The sequence below is a fragment of the Eudoraea sp. genome, assembly GCF_049669105.1.
Taxonomy (GTDB): Bacteria; Bacteroidota; Bacteroidia; order Flavobacteriales; family Flavobacteriaceae; genus Eudoraea.
The window spans coordinates 1-16,381 of sequence record NZ_JBATKE010000135.1 but is presented as its reverse complement, the minus strand read 5'-3'; the positions used below and the strand labels follow the sequence as shown (position 1 = coordinate 16,381).

Here is a 16,381-nt window from a genome sequence, read left to right as displayed (position 1 = left end):
AGGTGACAACCAAAGCTATTTTTGATGTAGCCGAGTTGGTGCGCGAATTAGGAAATGATGTCGGTTATATTTCGCCAGAGTATGGTTTTGATGTCAATACAGGAGCTATTGCCCGAACCATACACAGACAGTCGCCGGATATCAGTCTGGGGATTGCAAAAAAAGGAGGGAAAATTGGTGCCGGCGATCAGGGTTTGATGTTCGGGTACGCTTGTAACCAAACTAAAGAATTAATGCCCATGCCCATTATGCTGGCGCATCAGCTGGCACGAAAGCTTACGGAAGTCCGCAAAACAAAAGTATTGCCTTATCTGGGGCCTGATGGTAAGACACAGGTAACCCTGGAATATCAAAATGGCAAACCTGTACGCGCTGATTACGTGGTTATAGCTGCATCGCATACGTCAGCTGTGGTTACCCCCGACGGCAAATTTACTACGGAAGAAGCTAAGCACGAAATTATAGAAAAGGTGGTGCGTCCTGTTATGGGCAATTTGATGGACAAGCAGACCAAGATCACCATAAACGGTACGGGAAAATTCCTCGTTAGCGGACCTCAGGCCGACACAGGGCTTACGGGTCGCAAAATTATTGTGGACACTTATGGTGGCTGGTCAGTGCATGGAGGCGGCGCCTTTAGTGGAAAAGACCCAACAAAGGTTGACCGGTCAGCCGGGTACATGACAAGGTATATTGCAAAGAACATAGTATCGGCTAAACTGGCAGATGAGTGTCTGGTTCAGTTAGGTTACTGTATCGGCCTTGTGGATCCGGTATCAGTTATGGTCAACAGCTACGGCACCGGCAAGATCTCAGACGAAGCCCTGTCAAAGCTGGTTCGTAAGGTCTTCCCACTTTCACCACAAGGCATAATTGACCACTTTAAGCTAAGACGTCCTATTTACCGAAATACTGCAGCATACGGGCACTTTGGCCGTGAGGGGTTTGAATGGGAAAAATTGGATGCAAGAGATGAATTACTAGCTCAGTTTTCCAAGGTTTGAAATTCATCTTACAGTATTCCTGATTAACGCTGGTTTTAATCCAGCCTGAATAAATTAGATAAGCTCAATTGACTTATGGAACTTACTAAGAATGATATTATCAGGCAACATCTGATCGATCCGGAGACCTGTATTCAGTGTAATACCTGTAAAACTACATGCCCGGAGGGTGCTATTTCGAACGATTCGGGAAAATATGTGGTAGATTCGATCAAGTGTACTTCCTGTATGGCGTGTATAGATCCTTGTCCTACGGGCGCCATAGACAATTGGAGGATGGTACCACGCTCAAATGCCTACAGCGTTCAGACGCAAATAGGCTGGGATGCGCTACCAGTCGAATTGACGGCTGTTGAACTTGCAGCTGCAGGTGTGAGTGGTATAGCGAAGCCCGAAGCTGAAGGTTTAAAACCCTCCAAGAGCATTCAGGGGCATCTATTGAGTGATCTGAATATTGGTTCAACACTTCCACCCTGGTCTGCTGCTCATGCCTACACCAGGCTATATGATCCAAAAAATCCTGTGACGGCAACCATCACAGGTAATATGCGTGTCACAGAAAGGGAGAAGGAATACGATACCCACCTTATCGTACTGGATTTTGGTAAAACCCCCTTCCCTGTCCTGGAAGGCCAGTCCATAGGTGTTATTCCTCCCGGCATAGACGCCTCCGGTAAACCACACCATGTACGTCAGTATTCTGTATCCAGTGCGCGGGATGGTGAGCGGGAAGGTTATAACAATCTTTCACTGACGGTAAAACGGGTGAATAAAGATCGTGAAGGCAATCCTGTACATGGTATTGCCAGTAACTACCTCTGTGATCTGAAGGTTGGAGATACTTTGAAAGTAACCGGCCCTTATGGCAAAAGTTTTCTGATGCCGAATCATTCGGGGAGCCATATTGTGATGATCTGCACCGGTACGGGCTCGGCCCCAATGCGTGGCATGCTCCATCGGCGGGACCGTCTGCGGCGCTCAGATAAATTTACAAGTGGCAAGATGATGCTTTTTTTTGGTGCCCGTACAAAGGAGGAACTTCCTTTTTTTGGAAGATTGTATAAAATCCCAAAGGATCTTGTGGATGTAAATATTGCTTTTTCAAGAACTCCCGGTCAACCTAAGAAATATGTACAGGACCTGATGCGCGAGCGGAGTGCAGATCTGGCCGTCTTACTGGCAGACCCTGATAGCTATTTCTATATATGTGGCCTGAGGAGTATGGAAGAAGGTGTCATACAGACGCTGCGTGACATAGCGGAGCAGGCAGGATTGAAGTGGAAGACGCTGAGTAAGGAACTGAAAGACAATGGTCGTCTGCACATAGAGACTTATTGATCATTTTCAACCAGTTTATAGGTCAAGTTTATGTTTCCCGGATAAACTTCTTCCAAATACACAATATTAGGAATCAACTTATCTGGTTTATCCATATAGTTGAGCATCCGGTTTATTTTTTGAATAGATGAAGCTGATTTGATAGCCATGGAAAGTCATAAAATACCTATTTCTAAGTATTTTATTTATCCGCATTCAATTGTAATTTTAATAGTGGAAAATCTTACATATTTATGAACTTAAAGAACACAATTATTTATGCCAGTTTGTTGATAGAGGGGATAAAAATCTCATAAAATAATGAGCTCAGAATGTAAAAAAAGATAAAGCAAAAGTGAAATAGAAATAATCAGATATTAAAGAATTAGACATGTTCAATGTTTTCTTAATAGGCCTGCTGAGTACCTCTTCACTTGTTATAGGAGGAGTACTCGCCTCGCGTTTCACCTTGGAAAAGCGAACGATCGGCATCATCATGGGGTTTGGCGCAGGAACGCTAATTTCAGCCGTTTCTTATGAATTAATTTTTGAAGCTGTACAAATTGCAAAAAGAAGTGGTTTTCCTGCATATGGCTTTTTTAGTGGAGCTTTGACATTTTTACTGGCAGACTGGTTGATCGGTCGATTTAGTTTTTCCAAGACGCAAAAACCAGACCCAAACAGTCATACTGCCTTGATTGTCCCCATGATTCTCGCGATCATACTGGATGGTATACCTGAATCCATCGTATTGGGATTGGGAATTTTTGAATCAGGATCCGTTAGTTTGTCCATGTTGGTAGCCATATTCATTTCTAATTTGCCTGAGGCCATTGCCGGGTCGGTGGGAATGAAGGAAAGTGGCTGGAGCCGCAAGAAGATAATTATACTATGGTTTGGCATCGCGCTTTTTTGTGCTGTCGCTACTCTCCTGGGATTCACTTTATTCAGTAACATATCTCCTCCCTGGATGGCCTTTATTAATGCCTATGCAGGCGGGGCCATTCTGATGATGCTTGCCAATTCAATGATTCCCGAAGCCTACGAGAATGGAGGAAAACTTGCGGGAGTCTTTACAATTCTTGGGTTTTTTGTTTCTGTCTCAATAGTCATTTTAGAAAATTCCTGATGGAACAGACGAAAAAATAAGGAGAAAAAAAGAATTATTACAGTTAGGGAAATTAAATATTTCGACTTCAACTAAATAACAAGGTTATGGAAAATATCAGATTGCAGGAAGCACGTGAGAATAAACTCCCTTGGAAAAAGTGGGGGCCATATTTGAGTGAAAGGCAGTGGGGTACCGTTCGCGAAGATTATAGCGAGAATGGTGACGCCTGGAATTTTTTCACCCACGATCATGCCCGCTCCCGCGCTTACCGTTGGGGTGAAGATGGCATTGCCGGGATTTCGGATGACAAGCAGCACCTTTGCTTTTCACTGGCCTTATGGAATGGAAAAGATGCTATACTCAAAGAGCGGCTATTCGGATTGACCAACAACCAGGGCAACCACGGGGAGGATGTAAAGGAGTACTACTTCTACCTTGACAGTACTCCTTCACATTCGTATATGAAATATCTCTACAAGTATCCGCAGGCGGCATATCCATACAGTGATCTTGAAAGAGTAAATGCTCAACGTTCGCGAAATGAAATGGAATATGAACTGCTCGACACGGGTATATTTAATGAGGATCGGTACTTCGATGTGTTCATAGAATATGCCAAACAGGGTCCGGAAGATATTCTCATAAAGATCAGTGTAGCTAACCGCGGACCGGAAGCAGCAGAGTTATATCTACTACCTACCTTGTGGTTTCGCAACGACTGGTCGGCGTGGATTGCCGACTCCAACCGGGCAGCGACAAAGCCAATACTGTCGCAAATTAAATCAAAGAAAGGGGTGAGCGCACTCATGGCTAATCATTCAAAACTGGGTGAATTTGTATTCTCCTGTGAGGGTGATGTGCAGCTGTTGTTCACCGAAAACGAAACGAATCATGTAAAACTTTTTCCCGGAACCAAAAATGAAAGCCCTTATGTTAAAGATGGCATCAACGACTATGTTATACATGGTGCACAACAGGCGGTGAATCCAAAAAACCAGGGAACAAAAGCAGCAGCTCTTTATCAGCTTATGATCGGTGCCGGTGAGACTTCCGAAGTGCGGTTGCGCCTGACTAAAAAATCAGAAGAAGTAAAGACCGCTCCATTTGGAAAAGATTTTCAATCTGTTTTTGCAGACCGGCTTCGTGAAGCAGATGCATTTTATGCCTCAGTTACTCCAAATTCGGCGAATGTCGATGAAGCCAATGTGATGCGACAGGCCCTGTCGGGTATGCTGTGGAGTAAGCAGTTCTTCTTTTTTGATGGTGACAACTGGTTGGATGAACACAATTCTAATCCCCTGCATTCAGGATATCATAATGCCCGAAATTCGGAATGGTATCACATGTTGAACATGGATATCATTTCTATGCCAGACAAATGGGAGTATCCGTGGTATGCGGCCTGGGATCTTGCCTTTCATACACTGCCTCTTTCTATCGTTGATCCTGATTTCGCGAAGAACCAGATGGAGTTAATGCTTCGCGGATTATACCTCCATCCCAATGGGCAGATGCCGGCCTATGAATGGAACTTTAGCGACGTAAATCCTCCTGTACATGCCTGGGCCACTTTATTCCTGCATCGATCGGAGATGACATTGCGGGGGGAGGCGGATGTAAATTTTTTACGTTCCACCTTCAATAAGTTATTAATCAATTTTACCTGGTGGGTAAATCGTAAAGACCGTTTTGGTAAAAATGTGTTTGAAGGCGGATTTCTTGGTCTGGATAACATCGGTATTTTTGATCGTAGTGCACCTCTGCCTACCGGAGGTAATCTTGAGCAAGCGGATGGCACGGCCTGGATGGCGCTCTTCAGCCAGAATATGCTAGACCTTGCCAGTGAACTCGCCGTGCATGATAGTTCCTACGACGAAATGATTGTGAAGTTTGCACAGCATTTCCTCTTTATTGCCAGAGCTATGAATAAGCCAGGCAACGATGGGATGTGGGATGAGGAGGATGGATTTTATTATGATCTGCTTCGACTACCTGATGGAAGTGCTGTCAGGCTAAAGGTGCGCTCGCTGGTAGGTTTACTACCCTTATGTGCTACGAGTATAGTGGAAAAGGTACAACGAGATCGGATTCCCGAGGCAATGGCAACCATCAGGGAATTTGAACGCAGAATGCCCGAACTTTTGGAAACCATACACGCCACCGGCGAAGGAAAATTTGGTGTAAATGAAAGGGGTATTCTAGCCCTGGTGAATGAAGATCGATTACGCAAGATTCTTGAAAAAATGCTCGATGAAAATGAGTTTCTGGGTCCACATGGAATTCGTTCGATTTCCAAGTTTCATCAGGAACATCCATATGTCATGCACGTAGATGGTCAGGAATTTCGTGTGGACTATCTACCCGCCGAGTCCGATACCGGAATGTTTGGAGGTAACTCAAACTGGCGTGGCCCTGTATGGATGCCTATAAACATCATGTTGGTGCGGGCACTGCAACAATACTATTTGTATTACGGGGATAAATTTCAAGTGGAATGTCCAACCGGCTCTGGCAACATGATGAACCTCTTTGAGGTGAGCAAAGAAATTAGCCATCGGCTTATCAGCACGTATACACGAGGTGCCAATGGAAAACGTCCTGTGTATGGAGGTACAGAAAAATTTCAAAATGACCCCAACTGGCGCGATCTGATTTTATTTTATGAGTATTACCATGGTGACAATGGGGCCGGACTGGGTGCGAGTCATCAAACCGGCTGGAGCGGAGTGGTCGCAAAACTTATTCAAACCTTTGGTCAGGTGGATGCAGAGCAGCTTCTAAAAGGCGGAATAAAAACCACATTTAAGAAGGACAAGAAGGAAACCGGAAAGAAGAAGCGTACAGTGAAAAAAATTACTGAAGAAATTATATAAGGAGGTGCATCTAAATTGTATTAAAAAAATAAATAGTAACACATGAAAGCAATTACTGTAGAACCTAAAAAACCCGGAACAGCAAAACTGATGGATATACCCGAGCCAGGAATAAACGAAGGCTCCGTATTGGTGCAGGCAGTCGCCGTGGGTGTATGTGGTACCGATGTTGAAATTGTGGAGGGGAAGTATGGATGGGCACCACCTGGTCAAAAACATCTGGTACTCGGCCATGAATCACTGGGTCGTGTAATTGACCCGGGGCCAACCAGTGGGCTTAAGAAAGGGGACCTGGTGGTAGGCATCGTAAGGCGGCCTGACCCGGTGCCTTGTCCGAATTGTGCAGTAGGAGAATGGGACATGTGTAGCAACGGATTATATACAGAACGCGGAATCAAAGAGATCAACGGTTATATGTCAGAATATTGGCGTATTGAACCAGAGTATGCCATTAAAGTTGATCCAACCCTGGGCTTATTGGGTGTATTGCTTGAACCTTCTTCTGTAGTGGCCAAAGCATTGGAACAAGTAGGTCTGATCGGAAGGCGTTCGTTCTGGGAACCTAAGACAGCCTTGATTACAGGTGCTGGTCCGATTGGGTTACTGGCAGCCCTCTTTGCAAAATTGTATGGATTAGACGTGCATGTTCTTAACCGTACAGAAGGTGGCCCTAAGGCTGACCTGGTACGTGAATTGGGCGCTACCTATCATTCCGGTAGTGTAAAGGATCTTGATTTCGAACCCGATACGATTATCGAATGTACCGGTGTGGGTCAGGTAATAGCGGAATCTATTCAAAGGGTTGGGGCAAATGGTATAGTATGTCTGGCAGGTATAGGTCATGGCGGGGTTTCCCCTATCTCAAGCATTGCGGATGTTGCCTCCGCAGTGGTACTTAGAAATAATGTAATTGTGGGAAGTGTAAACGCCAATAAACGCCATTGGTACAGGGCCAGTCAATACCTGGCTCGTGCAGACCGCAGATGGTTGACTAAACTCATTACCCGGATTGAGAAACCGGAAAATTTTATGAAGGCTCTGCAACGCTCTCCGGATGATATCAAAGTGGTTATTCAGTTTTCAGATATTTAGGAGGCGATCTTTTGATCAGTGTTCATGTAAAAAAGCGGAGCTGGTAAACTTATAGAGAAGTCCATATTGCGTGCGATATTATTTTTACACTTTTTGAATAAAATAATTGGAGACCGCAATTATTTCTGACAAATCACCAAATGTCATCGGAGTGGACACCTTGGGACACCTAAGTTCAGCTCTTTTCCTTCTCGGTCCATAACCAGTAACTTTTGAATAATAGCCTGTAGTCAATAATGCTTACAGCTTAAAATTGTTATTAATTGTAACTTGTTGCAAGGTGGGCTATTTAAAAATTTCTTAAAAACACTTGTTTTTTGCAACATGCAATATTTTCACTCGTCTTTAAATTAACAACAACTAATACCAAAAATTGGAAACCGGCCAAATGTTTCAAATAGATCTGGTAGAGCGTTGCAAAGCCAACGATCGTAAAGCACAATTAAAGCTTTACAGGCAGTACTGTGATGGAATGTATTATGTGGCGAAGCGATTTATAAATGACCCAGATGATGCCGAAGACGTTTTACAGGAATCCTTTATTAAGGCGTTTCAAAAGATAGATCAATTCAAAGGTGAAGTTACATTTGGCGCATGGTTAAAGCGAATTGTTATCAACAAGAGTATAGACTTTCTTAAATCTAAAAAGGAGCGCTTTCAGGAACTTAATGAAAATAGCGTACATATTGTTGAAGATGAGGACTGGTCTGTAGATGATGGAATATCAATTGATGAAGTAAAAGAAGCAATAAGTCAATTATCAGAGAAATACCGACTTGTTGTACAACTTTATCTTATGGAGGGATTTGATCATAGTGAGATCTCTGAAATTTTGAATTTGACAGAAACCACAAGCAGGACCCGATTGTTAAGAGGTAAAGGGCATTTAAAGGAATTACTTAAAGAAAAACGTTATGGCACAGGATCTTAGAGAATTGTTCAAAAAAGAGAACGATAAAAAGCATCTGATGAAGAAAGGACACGAGGAGCGGTTTTTACAACGCTTAGATAAAGAGTTACCTCAGGCAAGGAGATCGACTTTCTATTTTATAAAAATCGCGGCCTCCATATTGGTGCTTTTTAGCCTGGGGATTTACTCCTATATAAATTTTAAAAGTGACTTGCCACATGAACCTGTTATTGTTGATAAGGGAACGGAGGAACCGAAGTCTCAGGGGTATTCCCTAGGTGATCTTTCGCCGGATCTGAAGAAAGTAGAAAACTACTATGTAGCCAATATCAACCTTGAATTATCCCGTTTGGAAGTCTCAGGCGAAAACAAAGCCCTGGTAGATGATTATATGAAGCGTTTGTCTGAGTTGGATGAAGAGTACAAAAGGCTCAATATAGAATTAAACGAAATTGGTCCAAATGATCAGACCATTTCGGCTCTTATTAAAAACCTGCAATTAAGGTTGCAGTTATTGCAGAAATTGAAACAAAAATTAAATCAATTAAAATCATCAGAAAATGAACAAATTACATCAAACAGTGTTTAAAAGTTTTGCACTTAGCCTTTGCCTTTTTACAATTGGCAGCTTCGGACAAATGCAGTCCAAAGAGTATAAAGAAACCTTTTCGGTAGGTGATAATGCCGTTGTTGATATTAATACAAGTCATGCCGATATTGAATTTGAAACCTGGAATAAAAATCAGGTAGTAGTTGAAGCCACAATTGAACTTGAGGGAGCTACTCCCGAAGAAGCTGAGGCCTATTTTAACAATGGTGGTATCAAAATCGTTGGCAATAGCCAGGAAATAACAATAGAAACAGGCGGGGGATATGCATGGGTTTTAAAAGGTGCACATGGTGATGCCAATAATATAATTGTGGAAATTCCTGAAATTCCTGAAATGCCGGATATGGAGCCCCTATTTCTGGATTTGCAAATCCCGGAAATTCCGGAGATTATCATGGAAATGCCTCCTATGCCTCCGATGCCTCCAATGAAATTCAAAAATTTTGATTACAAAGCTTATGAGAAGGATGGTGAAAAATACCTTAAAGAATGGGCTAAAGAATTTGAAGAGAACTTTGATATAGAGTATCAAAAGGAAATGGAAGCCTGGGGTATAGAAATGCAGGAAAGGGTTGAAGAGCGTGAAAAGGCTCGCGAAGAAATGATGAGAGAAAGAGAAGAAATGAGTAAAGAACGAGAAGAAATGAGAGGCGAAGCTCAAGAATTAAGGCGTGAAGCTCAGGAAATGAAGCAGGAGGCTATGGAGGAGCAGAGAAGAATTGCACATGAACAACGGGAGGTTCACAGGAATATTATTATTTCACGACAAGGGAAAGATGGACCTAATACGTTTTACCGATCTTCTGAAGGTGAAGAAAGGAATTATAAGGTAAAAAAGACCATCAGAATTAAAATGCCGAAATCTACTAAGCTCAAAATGAATGTACGACATGGTGAGGTTAAGCTGGCAGAGAATACAAGAAACATGAATGCAACCTTGTCTTATGCAAGGTTGCTTGCCTCCACTATAGATGGAGAAAAGACAAATATTGTGGCTTCCTATTCTCCGGTGTCCGTACAACGATGGAATTATGGGAACTTAAATATCAATTTTTCAGAAGATGTGGCTTTAAAGGACGTAAATATATTGACTTTAAATGCTACTTCTTCTGATATTACTATAGATCGTTTACTAAAAAGTGCCCAAATTAAAAATGACCTTGGTGCATTAAGGATCAATACAATTGCTAATGATTTTAAGGATTTGGATATCTCTGTACAGAACGGGGAATTAGTTTGCCGGTTACCAGCCACCCCATTTAGCATTGCCATAGACGGTACTTCTTCTGAATACTCCGGTCCATCGGATTTAAAATTAGTATCGGAAAAAAATGGAAACAGTTTTATTCACAGGGGGTATTACATGCAAAAGGATTCGGGGAAGTCAATAGTAATAGATTCCAGATATAGCGACATCCTGCTTCAACAATAACTACTGCATAATTTCAAGGTCCCGAATATCTTCATTAATCCACCCCTGATCTTTATCCCCTTCAGCAACAGATGTAAATCCAATAAAGCTTTTCCTTTCTTACTTCCATTATTTTAGCAGGAGCTTATCATAAAACCAATGTTTTATTGTATAAATGCCATTCACACATGACCTGAAATGACTACATAGAATTTAATCGTAGTTAATATTTCAGTTTTTCGGACCCTTCATTACATGAACGCTATCTTTTTGGTTTGTGTCATTTCACCATAGTACACAGAGATGTATCTAAACCAGGAGTCTGCAGCTAAATATAAGTTCCGGGAATTAGGGAATTAGGGAATTATAAATTCAATTCATTATTCCATTGAACTATTTTATTGTTATACATGGCATCTAAACCCATTTGAACACATGCAGCAGCTTTAGCGCCAGTGGTTACATTTGATGTGGGTACTGTATTATTTAAGATATTGTTCTTAAAGTCAATTAATGCCTGAGTACTGGGGTCTGCATGCTCAATATCAATTGGAATGCCTTTGCCTTCGTCCCATTTAATGGTAGCTCCCGAAACCCCGTCTACATCCTGAATTTCTTTTTTGTAATTCCCTTCCGGAAAGAACCATGCATTAACATAATCAAGGATCAATGTTCCTTTGTCTCCCATCACTTTTATTTGGTAATCATCTTTTGAATTGCTGGTTAAACATGTAAAAGTAGCTTTTACACCATTGGGATAACTATAGATAAGGTGGACATTATCAAAAGTTTCGCGGCCATCTTTCCAGTAGTCAATTCCTCCCACACCTAATACTTGGTCCGGAGTTGCATTTAATACCCAATTCGTGAAATCGATCTGATGTGAGCATAGTTCGGCTACCAAACCCCCGGAGTATTCACGGTACATTCTCCAGTTGATTGCTCTTTCCTGTGCAGGGTCAGTTACTGGCCTTCTCCAGTTTCCATTTCGGTTCCATTGACATTCAATAGCGGTTACCTTCCCAACTTTTCCATTCTGTATAAGGTCTACTGCATGTCTATATAAACGTGAACTATGATATTGATGTCCGGTTTGGAAGATCTTATTGGAACTATTTACTTTGTTTCTTAACCGGCTTATACCATCATATCCTTTGGCCATAGTTTTTTCACAAAAAACATGTTTACCGGCATCGACAGCTTCCGATGCTATTTGCGAATGAGTATTAAAAGGAGTTGCAACCAGGATAGCATCTATATCTTTCCGTTCCAGAAGTTTACGGTAATCTGAATATCCTTTCGCTTTTCCAGACGTATTTGCAATGCCTTTCTGAAGTCTGAATGGCAAAATATCGCAACATGATATCACGTTTAACTCAGGAATATTATTCATGATATTTATTAGCCCGCCGCCGCGATCTCCGGTACCTATAACGCCAAAATTTATGCTATCTGTCGTTTTCTTAGAATAGGCCATACCAGATTTCATAAAACTTGTAGTACCTATGGCAGCTGTTGCCAGACTGCTTTTGATCACAAATTCTCTCCGCTTCATACTTAAATTTACCTATAATTTTGGTTCCCATCCATTTTCATATTCCCTTTTCCAGGCGGCCATTGCTTGCTTATTTTTTAAAATTTTACCTGTCTTAGCATCTACTTTAAGGGTTTCTCCTGCATCCTGAGCCATATTACCTAGATGACAAAGCATAGTAGTTATACTTGCATCTGCAATGGGAGAGTTTTGTTTTTCATCTAACCGTATGGCATTAAAGAAATTTGCAATATGCATTCCGTCCAGATCACCTGCGCCCATAGTATCTATTGTAGCGCTACCTCCCGTTTCAAATTCAAATTTGATGGGTCGGCCATCCAGGTCATATAATTTATAACTTTCCCGGCTCAATTCTATAGTACCCTTACTACCATAAATGGTTGCGCCTCTTCCCGGTTGTTCAGGTTTCATTACCCCCCGGCTGTGGCCGTTCCAGGTAATGAACTTATTATCACTGAACGTATAGGTCACCTGTTGGTTATCAGGAAACTGCCAATCGTCATTATAGGCATATTTGCCTCCAAAAGAAGTGACCGTTTCAGGGAGATCAACTCCCAATGCCCATCGGCAGATATCTATTTCGTGTGTGCCATTGTTGTGAATTTCACCTGTTCCCCAATTGCGGAACCAATGCCAATTATATGGATGAATATTGTCTTTATATGCTTTCCTCGGGGCCGGTCCCTGCCAGAGATCCCAATTTAAGGTTGATGGTACGGCTGTATCAACTCCATTTCCAATAGATGAGCGGCTATTGGAATAATAGGCTTCTCCCTTATAAACATTTCCAATAATACCATTTCTAATATCCCTTACGGCGGTAATAGATGTCCTTGCAGAACGTTGCTGGTTACCCATCTGTACTTTCTTACCATATTTTTTCTGTGCCTCAACCAACAAGTCATTCTCGTAAGGGTTATGACTGCAAGGTTTTTCAACATAAACATGCTTTCCTGCCTGTAAGGCCATTATGGCCATTGGGGCATGCCAGTGTTCAGGTGTTGCTATGAAAACAGCGTCAACATCTTTATCTTCCAGCATTCTTCTGAAATCCTTTTCCACTTTAGGAACGTAGCCAATTTTTTTCTGACACCAGATATTATGTGCCTCAATTATAGTATCATCAACATCACAATTGTAAATGATCTTTACATTTGGGCTTTTTGAAATACCCATGGTCAGCGCTTTAGCACGACTTCGTACTCCAATAACGGCAACCTGCAATTGATCATTGGCACCTAAAACTCCTGCATTAAGGGTTCCCGGCAGGGCGAAAGTACCTAAGGTTATGGCAGCGCTTCCAACAGTGGTTTTTTTAATAAAATCTCGTCTTGTAGTCATGGTTTATTCGCTTAGGATTGGTCTTATTTTAATATTCTTAAATGCAACACGATCACCGTGGTCCTGCAGCAGTATATGGCCCTTGTCAGCTTCTCCAAAATTTGGCCAGATTTTATATTTACTCTCTGAAACCAATTTTTTATAAGTGTCACTTTTTCGTTCGTATTCCAGCACTTTCATGCCATTTAGCCAATGTTCCACATGGTTGTCTTTGGAAAGGATACGCGCATGGTTCCATTCACCAATAGGATTCACTGGTTTATCAGGATCTACCTTTATGAGATCATACAAAGATGCCATGGTTCTGCTACCTTCGTGATTGCCCAACTTAGCATCAGGGTGATTGTCATCATCCAGAATTTGATATTCCAGACCAATTGATGATCCGGGGCCTTTGTTAAGATCGGTATCTACAAAATATTTTATACCACTGTTGGCACCTTTTGTAAGTTTAAAATCCAATTGAAATTCAAAATTACCATATAGGTCATCGGTCACAATATCGCCCCCAGCCTTAGATTCTCCACCACCTGATGATAATACTATTAGCTCACCATTTTCTATAACCCAGCCTTGAGCAGGAAAGTCATCAAGGCGTGCTCCCCGCCATCCGTTGGTCGTGCTGCCATCCCATAGGAGTTTCCAACCATTTTTTTCTTCGTCAATGCCGAGTTGGTTTTTAGTAATGATTGGTGTAAGTGTACTTTTCCTTGCATATTTAGCAAGGCTGTCTGTAAGGATTCTAATGTTTTTCCATTGAATTTCTGTACCTTCCTTTTGGTCCTTTCCAATGCTGTGCACCTGGAGACCAATAAAGCCGCTACTGGTTTTATCGTCTATCAGATAGGCTGCAGGCACATCATTTATCCAGGTTTTAAGAGTATCTCCAAGGGCTTCAATCCTATAATGATTCCAGTCATTTTGCTTGAATGCCTGTTGAGCCTTTGGATTATTATCCATAGTATTAAGCCAGCCCCTTCTGGCCTCGTCGTAGATTCCGGCGCTCCATGCCCTATCTGAAGGATCTATCTCTATCTGGTAACCATGCACTCGTCCATTCCTGTAATGAGGAAAGCTATTGCTTCGGATTTGAATCCCGGAATTCATGGTGGAATCTACCTTATAGTCTAATTCCAGGATAAAATCGCCATACATCCTGTCTGTTGTTAAAAAGGTATTAGGTGTATCATGTACCGTACTGCCCACAATAATTTCATCTCTTACCATATAATGCGCTTCACCTCCTTTAATAGTCCAGCCATTAAGGGTTTCTCCATCAAACAAAGGAGTCCAGGGTGTATTGTCTTTCACGGAATCTGAACATCCCATTGAAGTGAGTACTATTAGAATTAATACTGTTTTGTAAAAATGGGTACTTTTTATGTGTTCCATTTGGAGTTAGATTTGTATTTATCCCTTAAATATAGGCTGTAGAATGCACAAATAAAAAAAGCAACTTAAAAAAAGTCGCTTTTTGTTTGATTGCATAAGTTTTATAACATTGCCCTAATGCACTTCCTTTTTAAGATAATCCGGGAAGTTCTTTTTAAATCGATTCAACCTCGGAATAGATACTTGTCTGACATAGGAATTATTGGGGTTTTTTCTTTCGTAATCCTGATGGTAATCTTCAGCATTATAAAATTTGGTAAAGGCAGTGACTTCTGTCACAATAGGGTCTTCATAATTGCCACTTTCTTCCAACGCAACCATATAGGTCTCTATGATTTTTTTTTCTTCCGGATTCTTGTAGAAAGCAATAGATCGATATTGCGCTCCCCTGTCAGGGCCTTGTCGATTTAGGCTTGTTGGATCATGGGATCCAAAGAATACCTGGACCAGCTCTATATAGGATATTTCCGTTGGATCATAATATACTTCCACTGCTTCGGCATGGGAAGTCCTGCCATAGCTTACCTGTTCATAGGTCGGATTTTCTTCAGTTCCACCAGAGTAGCCTGAGATTACTTCCTTAACACCTTTTACACTCTCGAATATGGCTTCCACACACCAAAAACACCCACTTGCAAAATAGGCGGTTTCATATTTTTGTAGATCTTGTTTGGAAAATTTTTCCGCTAAAACTACTTCTTTGGCTGGCTCTATTTTATTCTTAATTTTGGATTCGCAACTTGTAGTGAACAAAGTTATGGCCAGTAAAATACCTGCTTTCAGAAATTTCATTTTTCGAATTTATTTCAAAAATCAATAAATCTTTCTGGAAATGAGGTTAAAGACCTGTTAATTAATGCCTTTGAGTATTTGAAAAGCCCCAGTTTCACAAACTTTAATACGAATTTCTATGACTTTGCTTGAAGAAGTACTTATAAACCATTCTAAAGGTCCAATAGCCATATTGGACAGCGAGATTCCAATTGGTAACTATATTCCGCTTGATTTATCTGTATTTAATAGAGATTTGGAAGCCTTTGATATTAGCAATCCATCTGTTTGCCAGGAGTATATAGACAAAGTCCTGAAAAATGATTCCTTTTCTATAGCATATGGTGGATATTTGGAAAGGCGGAACCTATACATTAAGAGTCCTGGCTTTGCTGTTAAGGGAGAAGAAGAACGCAATATTCATCTGGGAATAGATTTTTGGGCTAAAGCCGGCACTAAGGTAATAGCCCCTTTAGCAGGCGTTGTACACAGTTTTAAAAACAATGCCGTTTCCGGGGATTATGGCCCAACTATTATTTTGAGGCATGAATTGGATGGAGTTCAATTTTATACGCTCTACGGGCATTTATCCATAGAATCACTTCAAGGGTTATATAAAAACAAGGAATTCAGGGCCGGAGAAGCAATGGCGACTCTGGGCGATACCCCTGTTAATGTGAATTATGCCCCCCACCTTCATTTCCAGATTATACAGGATTTAGGCTCTTTTACAGGAGATTATCCCGGGGTTTGTGCTCAAAAGGACCTACAGGGATATCAAAAAAATTGCCCGGACCCCAATTTATTGCTAAAAATCACACCACCTTATATCGGTTAAATACACAAAATATCGCTGAGGTGTTTTAGGGTACTGATCCATTCATCGACACTTTTTTGCACTTAATCCAAGTTTTTGCCAGATACCGAAAAATAAGGGTTTTTCGACGAATTACAAGCGGGATGAGATGCACATTGGGCGTTTTATATATATAAA

The 16,381-nt window shown here is 41.4% G+C and carries 14 protein-coding genes; 9 read left to right on the top strand and 5 right to left on the bottom strand.

The annotated features are described in order from the left end of the window. A partial coding sequence (gene metK, locus WBM60_RS11460) for a methionine adenosyltransferase (RefSeq protein ID WP_424283099.1) occupies positions 1 to 1,004 on the top strand: 1,004 nt, incomplete at its 5' end. 75 nt (positions 1,005 to 1,079) lie between these two features. After that, positions 1,080 to 2,342 carry a benzoyl-CoA 2,3-epoxidase subunit BoxA gene (boxA, locus tag WBM60_RS11455; protein WP_424261119.1) on the top strand — a complete coding sequence of 421 codons (1,263 nt, stop codon included), beginning with the start codon at positions 1,080 to 1,082 and terminating at the stop codon, positions 2,340 to 2,342. On the opposite strand, the gene WBM60_RS11450 is transcribed toward boxA, so the two are convergent. Then, positions 2,336 to 2,491 carry a hypothetical protein gene (locus WBM60_RS11450; protein ID WP_424261121.1) on the bottom strand — a complete coding sequence of 52 codons (156 nt, stop codon included), beginning with the start codon at positions 2,489 to 2,491 and terminating at the stop codon, positions 2,336 to 2,338. The genes boxA and WBM60_RS11450 overlap by 7 nt on opposite strands. Before the next feature lie 221 nt (positions 2,492 to 2,712). On the opposite strand from WBM60_RS11450, the gene WBM60_RS11445 reads away from it, so the two are divergent. The 6 genes from WBM60_RS11445 (at position 2,713) to WBM60_RS11420 (ending at position 10,349) form a co-directional block, all read left to right on the top strand. Further along, complete coding sequence (locus WBM60_RS11445) at positions 2,713 to 3,450, top strand: ZIP family metal transporter (protein WP_424261123.1); 738 nt, start codon at positions 2,713 to 2,715, stop codon at positions 3,448 to 3,450. Between the two features lie 86 nt (positions 3,451 to 3,536). After that, positions 3,537 to 6,305 (top strand): MGH1-like glycoside hydrolase domain-containing protein, encoded by a 2,769-nt coding sequence (locus WBM60_RS11440; RefSeq protein WP_424283098.1) that lies wholly within the window; start codon positions 3,537 to 3,539, stop codon positions 6,303 to 6,305. Between the two features lie 42 nt (positions 6,306 to 6,347). Next, entirely contained in the window at positions 6,348 to 7,397 is a 1,050-nt protein-coding gene (locus tag WBM60_RS11435) for a glucose 1-dehydrogenase (RefSeq protein WP_424280120.1), read from the top strand. A 388-nt stretch (positions 7,398 to 7,785) separates the two neighbouring features. Continuing rightward, positions 7,786 to 8,328: an RNA polymerase sigma factor gene (locus tag WBM60_RS11430; RefSeq protein ID WP_424276830.1), complete on the top strand. Its 543-nt coding sequence runs from the start codon at positions 7,786 to 7,788 to the stop codon at positions 8,326 to 8,328. Further along, positions 8,312 to 8,896: a hypothetical protein gene (locus WBM60_RS11425; RefSeq protein ID WP_424283097.1), complete on the top strand. Its 585-nt coding sequence runs from the start codon at positions 8,312 to 8,314 to the stop codon at positions 8,894 to 8,896. The genes WBM60_RS11430 and WBM60_RS11425 overlap by 17 nt, the downstream gene beginning before the upstream one ends. Beyond that, positions 8,868 to 10,349 carry a hypothetical protein gene (locus tag WBM60_RS11420; RefSeq protein WP_424261131.1) on the top strand — a complete coding sequence of 494 codons (1,482 nt, stop codon included), beginning with the start codon at positions 8,868 to 8,870 and terminating at the stop codon, positions 10,347 to 10,349. The genes WBM60_RS11425 and WBM60_RS11420 overlap by 29 nt, the downstream gene beginning before the upstream one ends. A 343-nt stretch (positions 10,350 to 10,692) precedes the next feature. On the opposite strand, the gene WBM60_RS11415 is transcribed toward WBM60_RS11420, so the two are convergent. The 4 genes from WBM60_RS11415 to msrA form a co-directional block, all read right to left on the bottom strand. Further along, complete coding sequence (locus WBM60_RS11415) at positions 10,693 to 11,883, bottom strand: Gfo/Idh/MocA family protein (RefSeq protein WP_424276831.1); 1,191 nt, start codon at positions 11,881 to 11,883, stop codon at positions 10,693 to 10,695. A 12-nt stretch (positions 11,884 to 11,895) separates the two neighbouring features. Next, positions 11,896 to 13,224 carry a Gfo/Idh/MocA family oxidoreductase gene (locus WBM60_RS11410; protein ID WP_424261136.1) on the bottom strand — a complete coding sequence of 443 codons (1,329 nt, stop codon included), beginning with the start codon at positions 13,222 to 13,224 and terminating at the stop codon, positions 11,896 to 11,898. Positions 13,225 to 13,227: 3 nt separating this feature from the next. Further along, positions 13,228 to 14,553: a 3-keto-disaccharide hydrolase gene (locus tag WBM60_RS11405; protein ID WP_424283100.1), complete on the bottom strand. Its 1,326-nt coding sequence runs from the start codon at positions 14,551 to 14,553 to the stop codon at positions 13,228 to 13,230. A gap of 177 nt (positions 14,554 to 14,730) precedes the next feature. Continuing rightward, positions 14,731 to 15,408: a peptide-methionine (S)-S-oxide reductase MsrA gene (gene msrA / locus WBM60_RS11400; RefSeq protein ID WP_424261138.1), complete on the bottom strand. Its 678-nt coding sequence runs from the start codon at positions 15,406 to 15,408 to the stop codon at positions 14,731 to 14,733. 118 nt (positions 15,409 to 15,526) lie between these two features. On the opposite strand from msrA, the gene WBM60_RS11395 reads away from it, so the two are divergent. Then, positions 15,527 to 16,225: a peptidoglycan DD-metalloendopeptidase family protein gene (locus WBM60_RS11395; protein WP_424261140.1), complete on the top strand. Its 699-nt coding sequence runs from the start codon at positions 15,527 to 15,529 to the stop codon at positions 16,223 to 16,225. Positions 16,226 to 16,381 lie beyond the last annotated feature (156 nt).

Bases quoted from the DNA above. Each gene is read 5' to 3' on its own strand.
- boxA (WP_424261119.1), top strand. From the start codon at position 1,080: ATGGAACTTACTAAGAATGATATTATCAGGCAACATCTGATCGATCCG.
- WBM60_RS11450 (WP_424261121.1), bottom strand. From the start codon at position 2,491: ATGGCTATCAAATCAGCTTCATCTATTCAAAAAATAAACCGGATGCTC.
- WBM60_RS11445 (WP_424261123.1), top strand. From the start codon at position 2,713: ATGTTCAATGTTTTCTTAATAGGCCTGCTGAGTACCTCTTCACTTGTT.
- WBM60_RS11440 (WP_424283098.1), top strand. From the start codon at position 3,537: ATGGAAAATATCAGATTGCAGGAAGCACGTGAGAATAAACTCCCTTGG.
- WBM60_RS11435 (WP_424280120.1), top strand. From the start codon at position 6,348: ATGAAAGCAATTACTGTAGAACCTAAAAAACCCGGAACAGCAAAACTG.
- WBM60_RS11430 (WP_424276830.1), top strand. From the start codon at position 7,786: ATGTTTCAAATAGATCTGGTAGAGCGTTGCAAAGCCAACGATCGTAAA.
- WBM60_RS11425 (WP_424283097.1), top strand. From the start codon at position 8,312: ATGGCACAGGATCTTAGAGAATTGTTCAAAAAAGAGAACGATAAAAAG.
- WBM60_RS11420 (WP_424261131.1), top strand. From the start codon at position 8,868: ATGAACAAATTACATCAAACAGTGTTTAAAAGTTTTGCACTTAGCCTT.
- WBM60_RS11415 (WP_424276831.1), bottom strand. From the start codon at position 11,883: ATGAAGCGGAGAGAATTTGTGATCAAAAGCAGTCTGGCAACAGCTGCC.
- WBM60_RS11410 (WP_424261136.1), bottom strand. From the start codon at position 13,224: ATGACTACAAGACGAGATTTTATTAAAAAAACCACTGTTGGAAGCGCT.
- WBM60_RS11405 (WP_424283100.1), bottom strand. From the start codon at position 14,553: ATGGGATGTTCAGATTCCGTGAAAGACAATACACCCTGGACTCCTTTG.
- msrA (WP_424261138.1), bottom strand. From the start codon at position 15,408: ATGAAATTTCTGAAAGCAGGTATTTTACTGGCCATAACTTTGTTCACT.
- WBM60_RS11395 (WP_424261140.1), top strand. From the start codon at position 15,527: ATGACTTTGCTTGAAGAAGTACTTATAAACCATTCTAAAGGTCCAATA.